This is a genomic window from Formosa haliotis (genome assembly GCF_001685485.1).
GTDB lineage: Bacteria > Bacteroidota > Bacteroidia > Flavobacteriales > Flavobacteriaceae > Formosa > Formosa haliotis.
Genome location: NZ_BDEL01000001.1, coordinates 1814820 through 1832372, shown reverse-complemented (window position 1 = coordinate 1832372; position 17553 = coordinate 1814820). Strand labels below are relative to the sequence as shown.

Annotated in this window: 14 protein-coding genes; 7 read left to right on the top strand and 7 right to left on the bottom strand. The window is 34.6% G+C overall.

The window, feature by feature from the left end; genetic code table 11:
- Positions 1-19 precede the first annotated feature (19 nt).
- From A9D35_RS07325 to A9D35_RS07305, 5 genes are read right to left on the bottom strand one after another with little or no spacing between them, the layout of a single operon-like run.
- A complete protein-coding gene (locus tag A9D35_RS07325) occupies positions 20-853 on the bottom strand; it encodes an alpha/beta hydrolase (RefSeq protein ID WP_066221023.1) in 834 nt (277 codons plus the stop codon).
- A complete protein-coding gene (locus tag A9D35_RS07320; RefSeq protein WP_066221020.1) occupies positions 850-1215 on the bottom strand; it encodes a cupin domain-containing protein in 366 nt (121 codons plus the stop codon). The genes A9D35_RS07325 and A9D35_RS07320 overlap by 4 nt, the downstream gene beginning before the upstream one ends.
- A gap of 6 nt (positions 1216-1221) precedes the next feature.
- Positions 1222-2193, bottom strand: a complete 972-nt coding sequence (locus A9D35_RS07315) for a YitT family protein (RefSeq protein WP_066221017.1) — start codon at positions 2191-2193, stop codon at positions 1222-1224.
- A 12-nt stretch (positions 2194-2205) separates the two neighbouring features.
- Positions 2206-2757: a hypothetical protein gene (locus A9D35_RS07310; protein WP_066221014.1), complete on the bottom strand. Its 552-nt coding sequence runs from the start codon at positions 2755-2757 to the stop codon at positions 2206-2208.
- Between the two features lie 48 nt (positions 2758-2805).
- Positions 2806-4311: a helicase HerA-like domain-containing protein gene (locus A9D35_RS07305; RefSeq protein ID WP_066225915.1), complete on the bottom strand. Its 1506-nt coding sequence runs from the start codon at positions 4309-4311 to the stop codon at positions 2806-2808.
- A gap of 104 nt (positions 4312-4415) precedes the next feature.
- Here A9D35_RS07305 and A9D35_RS07300 point away from each other — a divergent pair, with 104 nt between their 5' ends.
- Positions 4416-5045, top strand: coding sequence for a 7-carboxy-7-deazaguanine synthase QueE (locus A9D35_RS07300; RefSeq protein WP_066221012.1), 630 nt, complete (start codon positions 4416-4418; stop codon positions 5043-5045).
- A gap of 87 nt (positions 5046-5132) precedes the next feature.
- Here A9D35_RS07300 and A9D35_RS07295 read toward each other — a convergent pair whose 3' ends face one another.
- Complete coding sequence (locus tag A9D35_RS07295) at positions 5133-5663, bottom strand: DUF2911 domain-containing protein (RefSeq protein ID WP_066221009.1); 531 nt, start codon at positions 5661-5663, stop codon at positions 5133-5135.
- A 234-nt stretch (positions 5664-5897) separates the two neighbouring features.
- On the opposite strand from A9D35_RS07295, the gene asnB reads away from it, so the two are divergent.
- The 4 genes from asnB to mdh all read left to right on the top strand — a co-directional run bounded on the left by asnB (position 5898) and on the right by mdh (position 11955).
- The gene (asnB, locus tag A9D35_RS07290; protein WP_066221007.1) at positions 5898-7574 is read left to right on the top strand and encodes an asparagine synthase B; all 1677 of its coding nucleotides are present in this window, start codon (positions 5898-5900) and stop codon (positions 7572-7574) included.
- Positions 7575-7821: 247 nt separating this feature from the next.
- Entirely contained in the window at positions 7822-8568 is a 747-nt protein-coding gene (locus A9D35_RS07285; RefSeq protein WP_066221004.1) for a hypothetical protein, read from the top strand.
- Between the two features lie 307 nt (positions 8569-8875).
- Positions 8876-10816, top strand: a complete 1941-nt coding sequence (gene gyrB / locus A9D35_RS07280; RefSeq protein ID WP_066221001.1) for a DNA topoisomerase (ATP-hydrolyzing) subunit B — start codon at positions 8876-8878, stop codon at positions 10814-10816.
- A 212-nt stretch (positions 10817-11028) separates the two neighbouring features.
- Entirely contained in the window at positions 11029-11955 is a 927-nt protein-coding gene (mdh, locus tag A9D35_RS07275) for a malate dehydrogenase (RefSeq protein WP_066220998.1), read from the top strand.
- 248 nt (positions 11956-12203) lie between these two features.
- Here mdh and A9D35_RS07270 read toward each other — a convergent pair whose 3' ends face one another.
- Positions 12204-12407: a hypothetical protein gene (locus A9D35_RS07270; RefSeq protein WP_066220996.1), complete on the bottom strand. Its 204-nt coding sequence runs from the start codon at positions 12405-12407 to the stop codon at positions 12204-12206.
- 351 nt (positions 12408-12758) lie between these two features.
- On the opposite strand from A9D35_RS07270, the gene A9D35_RS07265 reads away from it, so the two are divergent.
- Entirely contained in the window at positions 12759-13382 is a 624-nt protein-coding gene (locus A9D35_RS07265; RefSeq protein ID WP_066220993.1) for a hypothetical protein, read from the top strand.
- A 249-nt stretch (positions 13383-13631) separates the two neighbouring features.
- Positions 13632-16592: a protein translocase subunit SecDF gene (secDF, locus tag A9D35_RS07260; RefSeq protein ID WP_066220989.1), complete on the top strand. Its 2961-nt coding sequence runs from the start codon at positions 13632-13634 to the stop codon at positions 16590-16592.
- The last annotated feature ends 961 nt before the right edge of the window (positions 16593-17553 follow it).

Sequence of the window (17553 nt, the reverse complement as noted above, 5' to 3'; positions counted from 1 at the left end):
CGACAAAGATACGATAAGTTTAGGCTTCTAAGAAGTTGTAAATATGATCTCTTACAGAAGCGTCGTTTAAGGAATGTCCTAAACCTTCGGTAGAGATTAATGTACTATTTTTTAAACTGTTATTTAATAATAAGGCGTCGTTGTAAGGAATTACCGGATCGTTTTTATCGTGAATTATAAGTCCTTTTGTTTTTACGCTATTGAGGTAATCTGCCGTAGAAAATTCATTTGGCGCAATACCGAAACGTCTAATTATAGCCTTATTAAGTTGGTGAGAAAGGCGATTGCTGTAGCCCAAGAGGTCTACATATCGGCTAATAATATCTTTAAATTCTGAAGGTGCTCCTAAAAGAATAAGTTTCTCTAGGCTTGGAATTTGATATTTATTTTGAAACACAGTTGCGGCCATACCGCCAACAGAATGAGCCATTATAATTTGCGGTTTAAAACGTTTGGCTACCACATTAATAAACTCGGCATATAGTAGGGCATTAAATTCTGAGCCTCCAGAATGCCCGTGTGCAGGAGCATCTAGAGCGACAATAGTATATCCCTTTTTGTTTAATTCTGGAATTATAGAATTCCACCTATAAGAATTACTTTCCCAACCATGAGCTAATAAAATGGTATCTTTGGTTTTGTCTCCCAACCAACGATAAGTCATTATGGGTAGGTTGTTATACGATAACTCTTCTTTATATGCGGTATTTAGAAAATCGACTTGCCACTCTAAAACGCGGCCTTTTCTGGGGTGCGTAAATAAATTTAAGGCCTTATTGCCTGCATAGGGTTTAGAGATGTAGCTCATTAAATTAAGGTAGCTACCCACAGATTTTATTAAAAGTGTTTTCATGAATCTTCTCTGTTTACATGATCTGGAGAAAATGCAGGTGTGCAAATGGCGAGATATTCACAAGCGGTTTCAAACGGATTAGAATATTGAACCCGTGTATGTTTTTCAATTTTAATAGACTGGCCTGCTTCTAGGATTACAATTTCGTCTTCTATTATAAATTGTTTTTTACCTTTTATTATAAACGTAAACTCATCAAATTCTGGAGTTTGAAATGGTTCACTCCAACCTGGAGGAGCAACCATATGGGCTATGCTAATTTCTGTGTCTCCAGTTGTGGGAATTCCAAAATGTTCCTTTATAACTTTACCATCGGTTGTAGGCACGATAAACGGATTGGTAATTAAGGTATACTTTTTCATGGGCTATTATTTTAAAGGTTTTCTTTTTATCATTCCGCCTTTTAAATCTTTTACAACGCCCATAATAATAAAGGCGTTTTTGTCTATTTTTTCAATCTCGGTTTCAAGTTTTGCAAGTTCCAAACGTGTAACTACCGTAAAAATAATGTCTTTTTCTTGAGCACCACCCTCCTGATTGTATCCGCCCTTTCCTTGATAAATGGTACAGGCACGTCTTAATTTTTCGGTAACCATAATTCTCATTTCCTCATGTTTTTCAGAAATTATGGTAACACCTACATATTCTTCTACACCGTCTACTACAAAATCTACTGTTTTTGCAGCAGCCAAGTAGGTTAATATAGCGTATAATGCAGTTTCTATGGAAAGGATGTAGGCACCGAAAGAAAATATAATGATGTTTATTAATAGTAAAACATCTCCAACAGTCATCGATAATTTTCGGCCCACAAATAGTGCTAAAACCTCGGTACCGTCTATAACACTGCCTCCTCTCATGGCCATTCCTATACCTAGGCCTAAGAAAAATCCACCAAAAACAGAGATTAATAATTTATCGTCTGTAATGGTAGGGTAGTCTACATAATGTACCACGAAAGCTAAAAAGGTAATGGCAACGATACTTTTTAAAGCAAATTTTATGCTAAATGTACGCGCTCCTAAAATTAAAAACGGGAGGTTTACCAATATCAATAAATAACTTAACGGGATGTTGGTAAGATTTTCTAATAATAGGGAAATACCTGTTGCACCACCGTCGATAAACCGATTTGGAAGTAAAAAACCTTTTAGCCCGAAACCTGCAGAAAAGACACCTATAGCAATAAGAATATATTCTTTTATAGCGTGACTTAAATCTACTTGAAGCGATCTAACAATGGGTACAACTTGCTTTAAACTTGCCGGATTCGCTGTCTCTTTAGTCTCGAGTTTTTTTCGAGCAATAATAACAAGGAGTTTAGAGACTAGTGAATTCATAAAGTTTTAGGCTTACCAGTTTAAGAAAAAGTATTTAATTTTTGCTGTGTCGGGGATTTGCGAGGCCTCAATATGCAGCGACATATCAAATCTTAAGTTTGAAGGTAACTCTTTTTTATCGATTGTAAAGGATGCATTTATTTCATTAACAGAAATAACAACTGCATTTATTAAATTGTCGATACTAGATATTTTATAATTATCTTGAATATCCTTAAATGTACTTATAGTTGATACGTTTTTTGATGTTTTGTAACGTGGATCGAAAATTTGAATGGTTTTTATAACAGCTGTAGAATCCATGACTTTAGATGGACTTAAGGTTAATAATTTCGTGCCGCCTTTCTCAAAAATTTCAATTTCGTTAATGCTTACGGTAAATTCACCGCCAGGTACATACTTAACTATAGAATCGTTTTTAAATACAGTTTCTAAATCTTTTACTTGGGTTGTATATGTTAGGTTGCCAATACGATTTTTTTCTATAGAAAAGGTGTCTGGTTTAGAGTTACAACTAAAGCATAATATAGCTACTACAGCTAAGCTTAATAGGGATTTTTTCATGGTAATATAATCTTATTTATAGTATTTTTTTTGAGGCTGTGAAAATAGTTATTTTTTCATCACTTTATTCAAAATTCCAAAAACACTTCTTATAAAAGTGGCGCTTGTTAAAACTTTTACTATCGGATTCATAGCGTTACTTTTTGGACGAGACGATGTTTTCTTGCTTCGTTCTTTTTGTTGCTGAGCTTCTGCTTCTGCATGTTTTATTTTTTCATTTAGTAGCTCGTAAGCGCTTTCTCTGTCTATGGTGTCGTTGTACTTTTTAACCAATTTAGATGCGGAAATTAAATCGGATAATTCTTTATCGGTTAAAATATCCATCCTACTCATCGGCGCACGCATCATGGTGGCGGCAAGAGGTGTAGGACGACCTTTTTCGTCTAGAGCAGAGACTAAAGCTTCTCCGGTTCCTAAGTTTGTAAGTATCGTTTCGGTGTCGTAATACTCTGAATCAGGGTAGTTTTGAGCTGTAAGTTTAATGGCTTTTCGGTCTTTTGCTGTAAAAGCTCGTAAGGCATGCTGAATTTTTAAACCCAACTGACTTAAAACAGCTTCGGGAACATCGGTAGGATTTTGAGTGACAAAGTATAAACCAACCCCTTTACTACGAATTAACTTTACGATACTTTCTATCTGATTTAAAAGTGCTTTAGATGCTTCGTTAAAAATTAAGTGCGCTTCGTCTATAAAAATTACGAGTTCTGGGCGTTCGCTATCGCCTTGCTCGGGAAAAGTAGTGTAGATTTCTGCTAATAAACTTAGCATAAAAGTTGAAAATAATTTTGGTCGATCTTGAATATCTGTTAATCGGATGATGTTGATATACCCTTTTCCTTCGTCATTAACTCGTAATAAATCTTGAACATCGAAAGAGGTTTCTCCAAAAAACAAATCGGCTCCTTGTTGTTCAAGCTCTATAATTTTTCTTAGAATAGCACCTGTCGAGGCTGTAGAAATTCGGCCATAGGCTTCTGTAAATTCTTCTTTGCCTTCTTGTGTGGCATATTGTAATATTTTTTTGAAATCTTTTAAATCTAATAGCGGTAATTTATGGTCGTCGCAATATTTAAAAATAACCGAAACAATTCCCGACTGCGTATCAGTTAAGTCTAAAATTCTAGATAATAACACGGGGCCAAACTCACTTACTGTAGCACGTAATCTAACCCCGTCTTGATTAGAAAGAGTAAGTAAATCTACAGGGAATCCGTTTGGGGTATAAGGTAATCCAATTTTGGTGTGCCGATCTTGAATTTTGCTGTTATCCTCGCCTGGCTTAGCTAAGCCACTTAAATCTCCTTTAATATCCATAAGTAGCACAGGAATCCCTTTTTCAGATAAGTTCTCTGCAATAACTTGTAGGGTTTTTGTTTTTCCTGTTCCGGTAGCACCGGCAATTAAACCATGTCTGTTTAGCGTTTTTAGTGGAATGTTTACAAATGCATTGGTTATGGTTTGCTCGTTTAATATGGCAGAACCTAAAGTAATGTATTCGCCTTTAAAGGTATTTCCTTCTGTAATGTCTTTTAAAAAAGCGTCGTTGGCAGTCATGTTTCTTAATTTTTTTATAAAAATAGTAATCTTGAGGTAATCGGCTTCAAATCTTTTCAACATTTTATATGCTAACATAAATCAGTAAACTATCTTTGCAGCTTATGAAGAAAGAGATTCAAGAGTTGGTTAATAAAGGCGAAATGTTGCCTTTAATGGAAGAATTTTACACCATTCAGGGGGAAGGGTTTCACAAAGGTACGGCAGCATATTTTATTCGTGTAGGAGGCTGCGATGTGGGTTGCCATTGGTGCGATGTAAAAGAAAGCTGGGATGCAGAACTTCATCCGCCAACAGAAACGTCTAATATCGTTGAAAAAGCAGCGCTTCACAGTAACACGATTGTGGTAACTGGTGGAGAGCCTTTAACTTGGGATATGACGGCTTTAACAACGCAATTAAAAGCGAAAGGATTACAGGTCCATATAGAAACATCTGGTGCATACCCGTTAACAGGGGTTTGGGATTGGATTTGTTTATCGCCAAAAAAACTAAAATTACCTACGGCAGAAGTATCGGCCAAAGCTAACGAGTTGAAGGTGATTATATTTAATAAGGACGACTTTAGATTTGCCGAAGAGCAAGCTGCCTTAGTAGGAGAAGATTGTATTTTATATTTACAACCAGAATGGAGTAAGCGCGATAAAGTTATTCCAGAAATTGTAGATTACGTTATGGCAAACCCAAAATGGAAAGTGTCTTTACAAACGCATAAATACTTAAATATTCCGTAAGACCAAGTAAAACGGTTTTAATCATAAAAAAAATGGGCTATCAAACAAGGTGTTGATAGCCCATTTTTATTGAGATATAATATCGACTTATTTAAAAGGGATAGCAACTCGAGTGGTGTCCCAAGCTAAGTACATAGTTCCTTCTTCGTCAAAACCAATAGAAAAAGCTTCAATAGATTCAGCATCAATAGAAACTAAAGCGTTGTAACGCGCAACATCTTGGTCTGGGTTATAAGAATAAGCACCCCACGCATTTAAATCTTTATTTAAAATCATAGTCCATGTTTTGTCATTAGGAATAGCGAACAAAGAATATGTTCCTGCTTTTACAGGAGTATCTCCAAAATGAGTGTTTTCATAAAATGTAATTTCTGCAGCTTCATTAGCTCCTAATCTCCACACTTTTCCCCATGGTGCTAAATCTTCTAGCTTACGGTTGTTAAGTTGAGGTCTGCTATAAATAACTTTTATGGTTTTGTTTGGGTTTTTGTAGCTTGTAGGGAAAGCTGCAGCATCCATTGGACTTTTGTCTAATTTGCTGAATTTTTGAGCGTGCATTTCTGTGTTTAAACTAAATGCTAATAATAAACAGATGGCTGATACGTTGAATAATTTCATAATGTTGTTTTTTTATGTTGAATAAAACTTTTGAAGTAAAGGTCGGTATTTTTGTTTAAAGTTTACATTTTTTAATTTTTGAAAGCAAGAATTTTGTGTTTGGTTTAAATTTAGATCCAAAACACGTAATTATGTTTCAAATTGTAGCTAATATTCAATTTATGGTTTTATAATGTGAATGATATACTCATATTTGCTTCAGAATTAAAATAAAAAGAATTAAAATATATAGATATGTGTGGAATTGTATGTGCATTCGATTTAAAGCAAAAGGCGGATGATTTAAGACCTCAGGTGTTAGAAATGTCAAAAAAGATTCGTCACCGTGGTCCAGATTGGAGTGGGATTTTTAGTAATGATAAAGCTGTTATGGCACATGAGCGTTTGGCAATTGTAGATCCAGCGTCAGGAAAACAACCTTTATTTAGTCCTGATGGGAAATTAGTATTGGCTGCAAACGGAGAGATATATAATCATAGAGCATTACGTAAGCAATTTGAAGGAAAATATGACTTTAAAACTGAAAGTGATTGCGAAGTAATCTTGGCGCTTTACAAAGAAAAAGGTGCAGATTTTGTTGATGAAATGAACGGAATTTTTGGTTTTGCAATTTATGATGTAGACAAAGATGAGTATTTCATTGCAAGAGACCATATGGGAATTATTCCATTATATATAGGATGGGATGAAAACGGAACTTTTTATGTGGCTTCAGAATTAAAAGCTTTAGAAGGAACCTGTACTAAAATTCAGTTATTTCCTCCAGGACACTATATGTCTAGTAAAGATGGCGAATTTGTACAGTGGTATAAAAGAGATTGGATGGAGTATGATGCCGTAAAGGATAACGAAACCCATATTTCTGATATTAAAGAAGGATTGGAAGCTGCGGTACACAGACAATTAATGAGTGATGTGCCTTATGGAGTGTTACTTTCTGGAGGTTTAGATTCATCTATAACTTCGGCAGTAGCTAAAAAATATGCACAAAAGCGTATAGAGTCAGATGATACTACCGATGCGTGGTATCCTCAATTACACTCATTTTCTGTAGGATTAGATGGTTCGCCAGATTTAGCAGCAGCACAAAAAGTAGCAGACCATATTGGGACTATACATCACGAAATTAAATTTACAATCCAAGAAGGATTAGATGCTATAAAAGATGTGATTTATAACTTAGAAACGTACGATGTTACTACGGTTCGTGCCTCTACACCAATGTGGTTAATGGCAAGAGTTATTAAGTCTATGGGAATTAAAATGGTACTTTCAGGAGAAGGCGCAGATGAGTTGTTTGGAGGGTATTTATACTTCCATAAAGCACCTTCAGCTAAAGATTTCCATGAAGAAACGGTTCGTAAACTAGATAAATTACATATGTACGACTGTTTACGTGCGAACAAAAGTTTAGCAGCTTGGGGAATTGAAGGGCGTGTACCATTTTTAGATAAAGAGTTTATGGACATTGCTATGCGTATTAACCCAGCAGATAAAATGATTAATAAAGAGCACCCAATGGAAAAATGGGTAGTTCGTAAAGCTTTTGAAGATATGTTACCAGAAAGTGTAGCATGGAGACAAAAAGAACAATTTAGCGATGGTGTAGGGTATAGCTGGATCGATACGTTAAAAGAAGTAGTTGCTAAAGAAGTTACAGACGAGCAGTTAGCAAATGCGAAATATAAATTCCCATTACAAACACCAACGTCTAAAGAAGAGTATTACTACCGTTCTATTTTTGCAGAGCATTTCCCTAGCGATGCGGCGGCTTTATGCGTGCCACAAGAAGCAAGTGTGGCTTGTAGTACTAAAGTTGCTTTAGAGTGGGATGAAGCATTTAAAAATATGAACGATCCAAGTGGTAGAGCGGTGTCTAAAGTGCATACAGATGCCTACGAAAAAGCTTAACCTAGCGGTTTTTAACATTTATTTTTAATTTAAAAAACCTCAAAATCTCAATGCTTAGAGATTTTGAGGTTTTTTTCATTTTCAATAATATAAAACATTGAATTGAAATTTAATTTGAGGTAGTTTTTTGATACTGTTTGTGATAATTAACAAAATATTAAGAGGCAATAATTGTAACTAGTTTTTAAATTTGCAGGTTTTTATCGCGAGGTATACTATTTAAAAATGTGTAATTTAAAAGCTAGTTGTGTTTAAGAAAGTTTTTTTAGTATTTGTATTTAGTTCGTTTGTGTTAAAATCCTTTTCCCAGGAGCAAAAACTTGATGAAGCAGTAGATATTCCAGAGCCTTTAATGTTCGATTTAGTACGTGGTTTAGGAGCTAAGAAAGGTGAGCTAGAAATTAATGCCTTGTCGGATTTTCCTGTAAATCATTTCAATTCTCGTGATGTGGAATGGGCGCCAGAAATAGAATATGCCGTAAGCGATGGTTTTGCTGTTGAATTGGAATTTCCTTTTAAAAATTTCGAATTAGAAGCTTTAAAAGTTGCTGTTCAATATACAATTGGGCAATCTAATTCTAACAAATTTATTCATGGGGTACAAGTTATTGGAGAAACCATGATGCATAGAGATATTACCGAGTTGAGTCTGTTGTACGTGCCAGCTTATCGTTTTAATAAAACCTGGAGCGCCATAGGTCTTTTTGGTGCTATGTTTGAATTGGGTAGCGATGTGCCCGATAAAAATTATACTATATTATTAAACGCCTCCGTATTTGCAAATGTTAACGAACATCTTGTTCTAGGTGTTGAAATTAATAATACAGATCCTATGCTGCAAGGTTTAGATAGCAACGAAATGTCTTTTCTAGTATTGCCACAAGTTCATTACGAATTTAAAAATGATTATGAATTGCAAGTTGGTTTTGGAGCAAATGTTGTAGAGGAACAGTTTGAAGCTTCCGGAGTATTACGGTTAATAAAGACCTTTTAAATACGAAGTTTAGCATATATTTTTATCTCTCTTAAAAAATAGAAAACCTAATTAAAAGCCGTTTAAGCAAAATTTTGATTTTTGCAGTTTTAACATCTTAATAATTACGTGTAAAATCTAATTTAAGCTAGTTTTTAGAGCTTTTAAGGCATTTTGTTTATTTTAGCAAATGTTGATAAAAATTGTTGTTAGGGCGTTAAAATCTTTAAAAACAGTTTTTAATTTCGTATATTTGTAAGTGTTCAAGATGGTGCATACGTGCATCATTTTTTATGATTAATATCCAAAATATAACATATAATATTTTATGAGCGAAGAAGCTAAAAAACATAATTACTCGGCCGATAGTATACAGGCATTAGAGGGTATGGAGCACGTAAGAATGCGTCCATCCATGTATATTGGAGATGTAGGGGTAAGAGGACTTCATCACCTGGTTTACGAGGTGGTAGATAACTCAATCGATGAAGCTTTGGCAGGACATTGTGATGCGATTACTGTTATAATTAACGAAGATAACTCGATTACTACAGAAGATAACGGACGTGGTATTCCTGTAGATTTACATAAAAAAGAAGGTATTTCTGCACTAGAAGTTGTTATGACTAAAATTGGTGCCGGGGGTAAATTCGATAAAGATTCCTATAAGGTGTCTGGGGGGTTACACGGTGTAGGTGTAAGTTGTGTTAACGCACTTTCTGAGCATTTAACGGCTACCGTTTATAGAGATGGTACTGTTTGGCAACAAGAATATGAACGCGGAAAATCGTTGTATCCGGTGAAGTCTATTGGAGAATCAGACAAACGTGGTACTACTGTAACGTTTAAACCAGATCCGACCATATTTACTCAAACTCTAGAGTATAGCTATGATACTTTAGCAAGTAGAATGCGTGAATTAGCGTATTTAAATAAGGGTATTACCATTATTCTTGTTGATAAACGTCATAAAAAAGAAAATGGTGAATACGAAGGGGAAACATTTCATTCTGAAGAAGGTTTAAAAGAATTTGTAACGTTTTTAGATGGAAACCGTGAGCCTATCATTTCAGAAGTGATTGCTTTTGAAGGTGAAAAAAACGATATCCCTGTAGAGGTTGCCATGATTTACAACACCTCTTATTCAGAGAATTTACATTCTTACGTAAACAATATTAATACACATGAAGGTGGAACTCACCTTTCTGGTTTCAGACGTGGATTAACACATACTTTAAAGAAGTACGCAGATAGTTCTGGACTGACAGATAAATTGAAATTTGAAATTTCTGGAGACGATTTCCGTGAAGGTTTAACTGCAATTATTTCTGTAAAAGTTCAGGAGCCTCAATTTGAAGGTCAGACTAAAACTAAATTAGGAAACAGAGAAGTTTCTGCTTCTGTAAGTCAGGCGGTTTCAGAAATGTTAACCGATTACTTAGAAGAGCATCCAGACGATGCTAAAACTATAGTACAAAAAGTAATCTTAGCTGCACAAGCACGCCACGCCGCTCAAAAAGCACGTGAAATGGTTCAGCGTAAAACGGTTATGAGTATTGGTGGTTTACCTGGAAAATTAAGTGACTGTTCCGAGCAAGATCCTGCAAAATGTGAAGTATTCCTTGTCGAGGGAGATTCGGCGGGTGGTACGGCAAAACAAGGTCGTGACCGTGCATTTCAAGCCATTTTACCATTGCGTGGTAAGATTTTGAATGTTGAAAAAGCCATGCAACACAAGGTTTTCGAAAACGAAGAAATTAAAAATATTTTTACCGCTCTAGGGGTAACTATTGGTACGGAAGAGGATAGTAAAGCCCTTAACTTATCAAAATTACGTTACCATAAAGTTGTAATTATGTGTGATGCCGATATTGATGGTAGTCACATTGCTACTTTAATTTTAACGTTCTTCTTCAGGTATATGAGAGAACTTATAGAAAATGGACATATTTATATTGCGACACCACCTTTATATTTAGTTAGAAAAGGAGCTAAAAAGGCTTATGCGTGGAGTGATAAGGAACGTGATGCGCTTCTAGAAGAATATGGCGATAATTCAAAAATTCAACGTTATAAAGGTCTTGGAGAGATGAACGCAGAGCAACTTTGGGATACAACTATGAATCCTGAATTTAGAACAATGCGTTTGGTACAAATAGATAATGGAAGTGAAGCCGATCGAATTTTCTCTATGTTAATGGGAGATGAGGTTCCGCCACGTCGTGAATTTATCGAGAAAAATGCAGTATATGCAAATATTGATGCTTAATATATAATTTAGAACACCTTGACATTTAGTTTAAGGTGTTTTTTTTAACTAATCATCATTTAAAAACGTGTTTTTTTTAAATAACGTAATAATAAAAACAAATAACTAAAACTTATAATAATGCAATAATTCGTATTAGGGGTAAGTGTTAGTTGTCTTAAAAGCGTTAAATTAGCGCGAATAAAATAATTTCAAACTTAAAATAAAATATAATGAAAGTAACAGTAGTTGGAGCAGGAGCAGTAGGTGCAAGTTGTGCAGAATATATTGCTATTAAAAACTTTGCTTCAGAAGTTGTATTGTTAGACATTAAAGAAGGTTTTGCTGAAGGGAAAGCTATGGACTTAATGCAAACAGCATCTTTAAACGGATTCGACACAAAAATTACAGGAGTAACTAACGATTATAGCCAAACAGCAGGTAGTGATGTTTGTGTAATTACAAGTGGTATTCCTAGAAAACCTGGAATGACAAGAGAAGAACTTATTGGTATTAATGCTGGTATTGTTAAGAATGTATCTACAAGTTTATTAGAGCATTCTCCAAACATGATTCTTATTGTGGTAAGTAATCCAATGGATACTATGACCTATTTAGCGCATAAAGCAACAGGTTTACCAAAAAATAGAATTATTGGAATGGGTGGAGCTTTAGATTCTGCTCGTTTTAAATATAGATTAGCAGAAGCTTTAGGTGCGCCTATTAGCGATGTTGACGGTATGGTAATTGGTGGACATAGCGATACAGGTATGTTCCCATTAACTCGTTTAGCGACTAGAAATAGTGTGCCTGTTTCAGAATTTTTATCTGAAGAGCGTTTAAATCAAGTTAAAGAAGACACTAAAGTTGGAGGAGCTACATTAACTAAATTATTAGGAACTTCGGCTTGGTATGCTCCAGGAGCAGCAGTATCTGGAATGGTTCAAGCCATTGCTTGCGATACTAAAAAGATTTTCCCATGTTCTGCTTTATTAGACGGTGAGTACGGTTTAAGCGATATCTGTTTAGGTGTGCCTGTGGTTTTAGGAAAAGATGGAATTGAAAAAATCGTTGATATTACGCTTAACGATGAAGAGAAATCTCATTTAGCAGCTAGTGCCGATGGTGTTAGAAAAACAAATGGATTATTAGAGGTATAATCTCTAATTCGAAATACTATAAAAAGGACGGTCTGAAAAGATGGTCCTTTTTTTTTGTTTTGATATTAGCGTTGTAAACGTTTAATTTATTTAGGGTTATTCCAGCCTTCTAAAAATTCGCCTGAAGCATAGTCAAGAAAATGCACGACCATAATAACTATTGCTACGAGTGCCATTCTTTCAAGGATCTTTTTATTTTTAATGCCCATTATTTTAGGATTAAATTTTAAAGTTTAAGGTAAACTCCCTTAGTTTTGGTTTAATTGCTCAGGATTCTTTTTAGTGAAAAAATCGTAAACGCCTTTAGCAGCAAGGGCCGCCCAGATTAATCTATATATCCATACATTCATATCTATTCCAAAAAGGCGTTCGAATTCTGGATTTTGGTAAAAACTATAAGCGATGTTCGAGACTCCTAATATCCCGATAATAATTGCGAAAATTCTATTCATAAAATTAGTCTAAAGTGCTTAGTTGTTTTGGTTTACAGGGCAATAGGTCTATAACCAAATATAAATAATTATTTTGGTCTTTCTGATGTGATTATGGTTCAAGTTTCGCATTTTTTTCTAAATCAAGAGCTATATATGCACTGAAATTAGAATTTAAGGTTTGTATGTAGCCCTCTTAACATGAAAGCGTTATATCGTGATTTGTTTTAATTATTGGGTAATCAGCAGGTTTAAGTCGGTTTTGTTACATTTATTAAGACTGAAATCTTAAAGTTTTAAAAGGCCTTATATTATTCTATAATAAACGTTTAAGCATAGAACGTAATCTTAAATTTTTTATATATTTGGCGCATGAATCTAAAATGGTACTTTAGTACTTTAATTGTAACTGTAGCCTTTTTTTTTGGTGTTGCTAGTCAGCAGCAGCACGTTGTGCCTAATCAGGAAATTGTTTTACAATTTTCTGGTGATGTATTTGCGCAAGATAAAGCAGAGCAAGCCATTTTAGCAGTTAAGCACAAGTTACAAGCCATTGGTGCCGATAATATTCAGGTTGTACAAAATGAAGAAGGGGTCTTAAAAATCACGTATTATAGTGATGCCGACATAGATCATATTAAAACGGCTTTAGCCGAAGATCAATCTTTAGAGTTTGAGAATTCTGCTTCAAAACACCGTAGCAATTCTACTGAATTCCCTTCTCAAGATCAAGAAATTACCTATAATTTTGATGTTTATGAAATTCATAACGGTAACGATTTTGCATTTGAACATGCAGGAAAAGTTGCGGTCGAATTAAAAGCGAGCAGTCATCACTTTAGTAATACAAACGATCACTTATATGTAAACCATACGACAGATAATATTGAATTTCCTTCAATTAAAGTCGCTTATAAGTTTTATACCACTATTGCGCTCGCAATAGAAAATAATTCTAAACAAATACCCGAAGTTCGGGCAGGGCCTTTAGCTTAAGGTCGTTAATATTTCTGCTTCTCAGTTTAGAAATGTGGTAATTATGAAAGTGCATAATTATCCGTTTAAATCAACGTCCGTAACATAAAAAAGGCAATTATAAGGCTATAATTTTCTTGGTAAATCAACCTTGCTTTGAAAATTAGGGTGTGCTTCACTTCGTAAAAAAAAATCAACAAAAAAATAAATAGTACCGACATTAATTGTGTCGCACTATTAAAAATTGACTAATAAATAATTAATTAAATAATGCAGAATAAAGGTTTAGTAAAATTGTTTGCAATCTTGTTCGGTTTGGTAAGTATTTACCAACTATCATTCACTTTTAAAGCGAATAGTATAGAGGACGATGCAAAAGCGTATTCAAAAGGTGATGCCGTAAAAGAGCGTCAGTATTTAGATTCACTTTCTACAGAGAAAGTGTTTAATTTAGGAATTGCAGATTATACGTATAATGAGGTAAAAGACAAGGCCATGAATCTTGGTCTAGACCTTAAAGGAGGTATAAATGTAATTCTTCAAGTGTCTGTAAAAGACATTTTAAAAGGTTTAGCTAATCACACTAGCGAACCAGCATTCAACAAAGCGTTAGACGATGCTTCAGAACTTCAGAAAAACAGTCAGAATACATATTTAGAAGATTTCTATATCGCGTTCGATAAAATTAAAGGAGATACAAAATTAGCTTCTCCAGATATTTTTGCTAACAGAGCCTTAAGTGATGAGATTACTTTTGATATGACAGACGATCAAGTAAAGCCAATCATCGACAGAAAAATTGATGAATCTATTACTTCTGCGTTCGAGGTATTACGTAAGCGTATTGATGAATTTGGGGTTACTTCTCCAAACATTCAACGTCTTGGAGAATCTGGTCGTATTTTAGTAGAATTACCAGGTGTAAAAGATGTAGAGCGTGCTAAGAAATTATTACAAAGTACGGCGCAATTAGAATTTTGGGATGTATACAAAGGTGAGCAATTAATCCCTTTTATTGTACAAGCAAACAACGTTTTAAAAGAAGAAATTAAAGCGAAAACAGAAGCTTCAGAAGGAGCTACTAAAGAAACATCGGAGAGCGATTCTCAAATTGATGATTTATTAGGAGAAGCAGAAACAGATTCTACTAAAGTAGATGCTAACCCATTATTAGATTTAATCGTTGGACAAGGGTATCAAGGAGGTCCAATCGTGGCTCAATTTGACGTTAAAGACAAGCAAACCGTTTTAGATTACTTAAACAGAGCAGACGTAAGAGCGTTACTTCCGGTAGAGCAACGCTATGTAAAGTTTGCTTTTGGTATGCCAGAAAAGAATACTGAAACTGTTGGTTTATATGCTTTAATTGGTAACAGAGAAAATGTACCTCCAATGAGTGGTGCTGTTGTAACTAATGCAACACAACAATACGACCAATTAGGGAAGCCTTCTGTGTCTATGCAAATGAATGCAAAAGGAGCTAAAGTTTGGGAAGAAATGACTGGAAAAGCATTCTCTCAACAAAGTCAAATAGCTATTGTTTTAGATAACGTAGTATACTCTGCGCCAGGTGTAACTACTGGACCAATTGCTGGTGGAAATTCAGAAATTTCTGGAAACTTTACATTAAACGAAGCTGTCGATTTAGCAAACGTTTTACGTGCTGGTAAATTACCTGCTTCTGCAGATATTATTCAAAGTGAAGTTGTAGGACCATCTTTAGGTCAGGAAGCTATAGATAGCGGTAAAGTTTCTTTCATTATTGCTTTGGCTTTAGTGTTATTATGGATGATATTCTATTACGGTAAAGCTGGAGGTTTTGCAGATATCGCCATGGCATTAAACATCTTATTAATATTTGGTGTATTATCTGGTTTAGGTGCGGTATTAACCTTACCTGGTATTGCCGGTATTGTATTAACCATTGGTATGTCGGTAGATGCGAACGTGTTAATTTACGAGCGTATTAGGGAAGAGATTACGAATGGTAAAGGACAAAGAGAAGCTATTCAAGACGGATTTAGTAATGCCTTATCTTCTATTTTAGATGCTAACATTACTACAGGTTTAACAGCTTTAATCTTATTTGTATTTGGAACAGGGCCAATTAAAGGATTCGCAACGACTTTATTAATTGGTATTGTAACGTCATTATTTACAGCGATCTTTATTACAAGATTATTAATTGACTGGTATGTTAACCGTGGTGGAAACTTAGATTTCTCAACTGGAATTACTAAAAACCTATTCAGAAATATCAATATTAAATTCCTTGAAAAACGTAAAATTGCTTACATCATTTCAGGTGTTTTATTAGTAGTTAGTTTAGGATCTTTATTTACAAACGGATTAGATCAAGGTGTAGATTTTGTTGGAGGTAGAAACTACCAAGTACGTTTTAACGAAAATGTTAAGCCATCGGAATTAGTGCCAATTTTATCTGAAAAATTTGGTAGTGCAGATGCAAAAACTTTTGGTAGTGCGAATCAAGTAAAAATTACTACGAAGTATAAAGTTGATGAAACTAGTGCAGAGGTTGATGAAGAAATCAGAAGAGATTTATACACAGCGTTACAACCACATTTAACTGGAATCTCTTATGAAGACTTTATTAGCGATAACGAGCACAAAACGGTAGGTTTAATGAAATCTTACAAAGTAAGTCCAACCATCGCAGATGATATTAAAAAAGAATCATTCTGGGCTGTATTAGGATCTTTAATTGTAGTATTCTTATATATCTTATTCCGTTTCAAAAAATGGCAATATTCATTAGGAGCAGTTGCTGCTGTATTCCACGATGTTATTATTGTATTAGGGGTATTCTCTCTAACTTACAAATTCATGCCATTCAACATGGAAATAGATCAAGCATTTATTGCGGCTATTCTAACTGTAATTGGTTACTCGCTGAATGATACGGTTGTTGTTTTTGATAGAATTAGAGAATTCTTCCACGAACATACAACATGGAACTTAAACAAAGTGGTAAACGTATCGTTAAGTAGCACACTAAGTAGAACCTTAAATACGTCGTTAACTACGTTAGTAGTGTTATTAGCAATCTTTATCTTTGGTGGAGATTCTATTCGTGGATTTATGTTTGCGTTAATCGTAGGAGTTGTAGTAGGTACCTACTCATCATTATTTATCGCAACACCAATCATGTACGATACATTAGATGCTTCTGAAAAGAAAAGAAAATTAAAAGAAGGTGAAGTTGCTGCATAAGTAATCATCTTTTAAAATATATAAAAGGCCTTCTAAACGCAAGTTTGGAAGGCTTTTTTTAGTTTGTAGAACTTATTTTATGTATCAATGTAACAATGTATCAATGTATCGATTTGAAAATGTAACAATTTGAAGATTTGAAGATGAGATTTCTCCTATCGTCGGAATGATAAATCTAAGTGTCATGTAGAACGTAGCGCAGCGGAGTGAAGAGACTCTTTTTAGAAGCAAGATTTTAGAACCAGGATTAAAGACAGATTAGTTAATTTGAAAATGGATTAATGTAGTAATTTGGATATGTTAGATCGGAGCGTCATGCTGAACCTGTTTCAGCATCTCATCCTGATTATAATATGTGCCAACTCAGTGAGACCTTGAAACAAGTTCAAGGTGACGATTTGGATTTATTTGAAGATGAGATTTCTCCTATCGTCGGAATAACAAATCTAAGTATCATTCAGAACGTAGCGCAGCGGAGTGAAGAGACTCTTTTTAGAAGCAAGATTTTAGAACCAGGATTAAAGACAGATTAGTTAATTTGAAAATGGATTAATGTAGTAATTTGGATATGTTAGATCGGAGCGTCATGCTGAACCTGTTTCAGCATCTCATCCTGATTATAATATGTGCCCACTCAGTGAGACCTTGAAACAAGTTCAAAGTGACGATTTGGGTTAATTTGAAGATGAGATTCCTCCTGTCGTCGAAATAACAAAACTAAGTGTCATTCAGAACGTAGCGCAGCGGAGTGAAGAATCTCTTTTTAGAAGCAAGATTTTAGAGCTAGGATTAAAGACAGATTAGTTGATTTGAAATTGGATTAATGTAGTAATTTGGATATGTTAAATCGGAGCGTCATGCTGAACCTGTTTTAGCATCACATAACGATAAAAGTTGTAAACCTTGAATTTAATTTATTAAGATGATTAATAGTGTGAAATCGCGCTTCAGATTGAAGCAA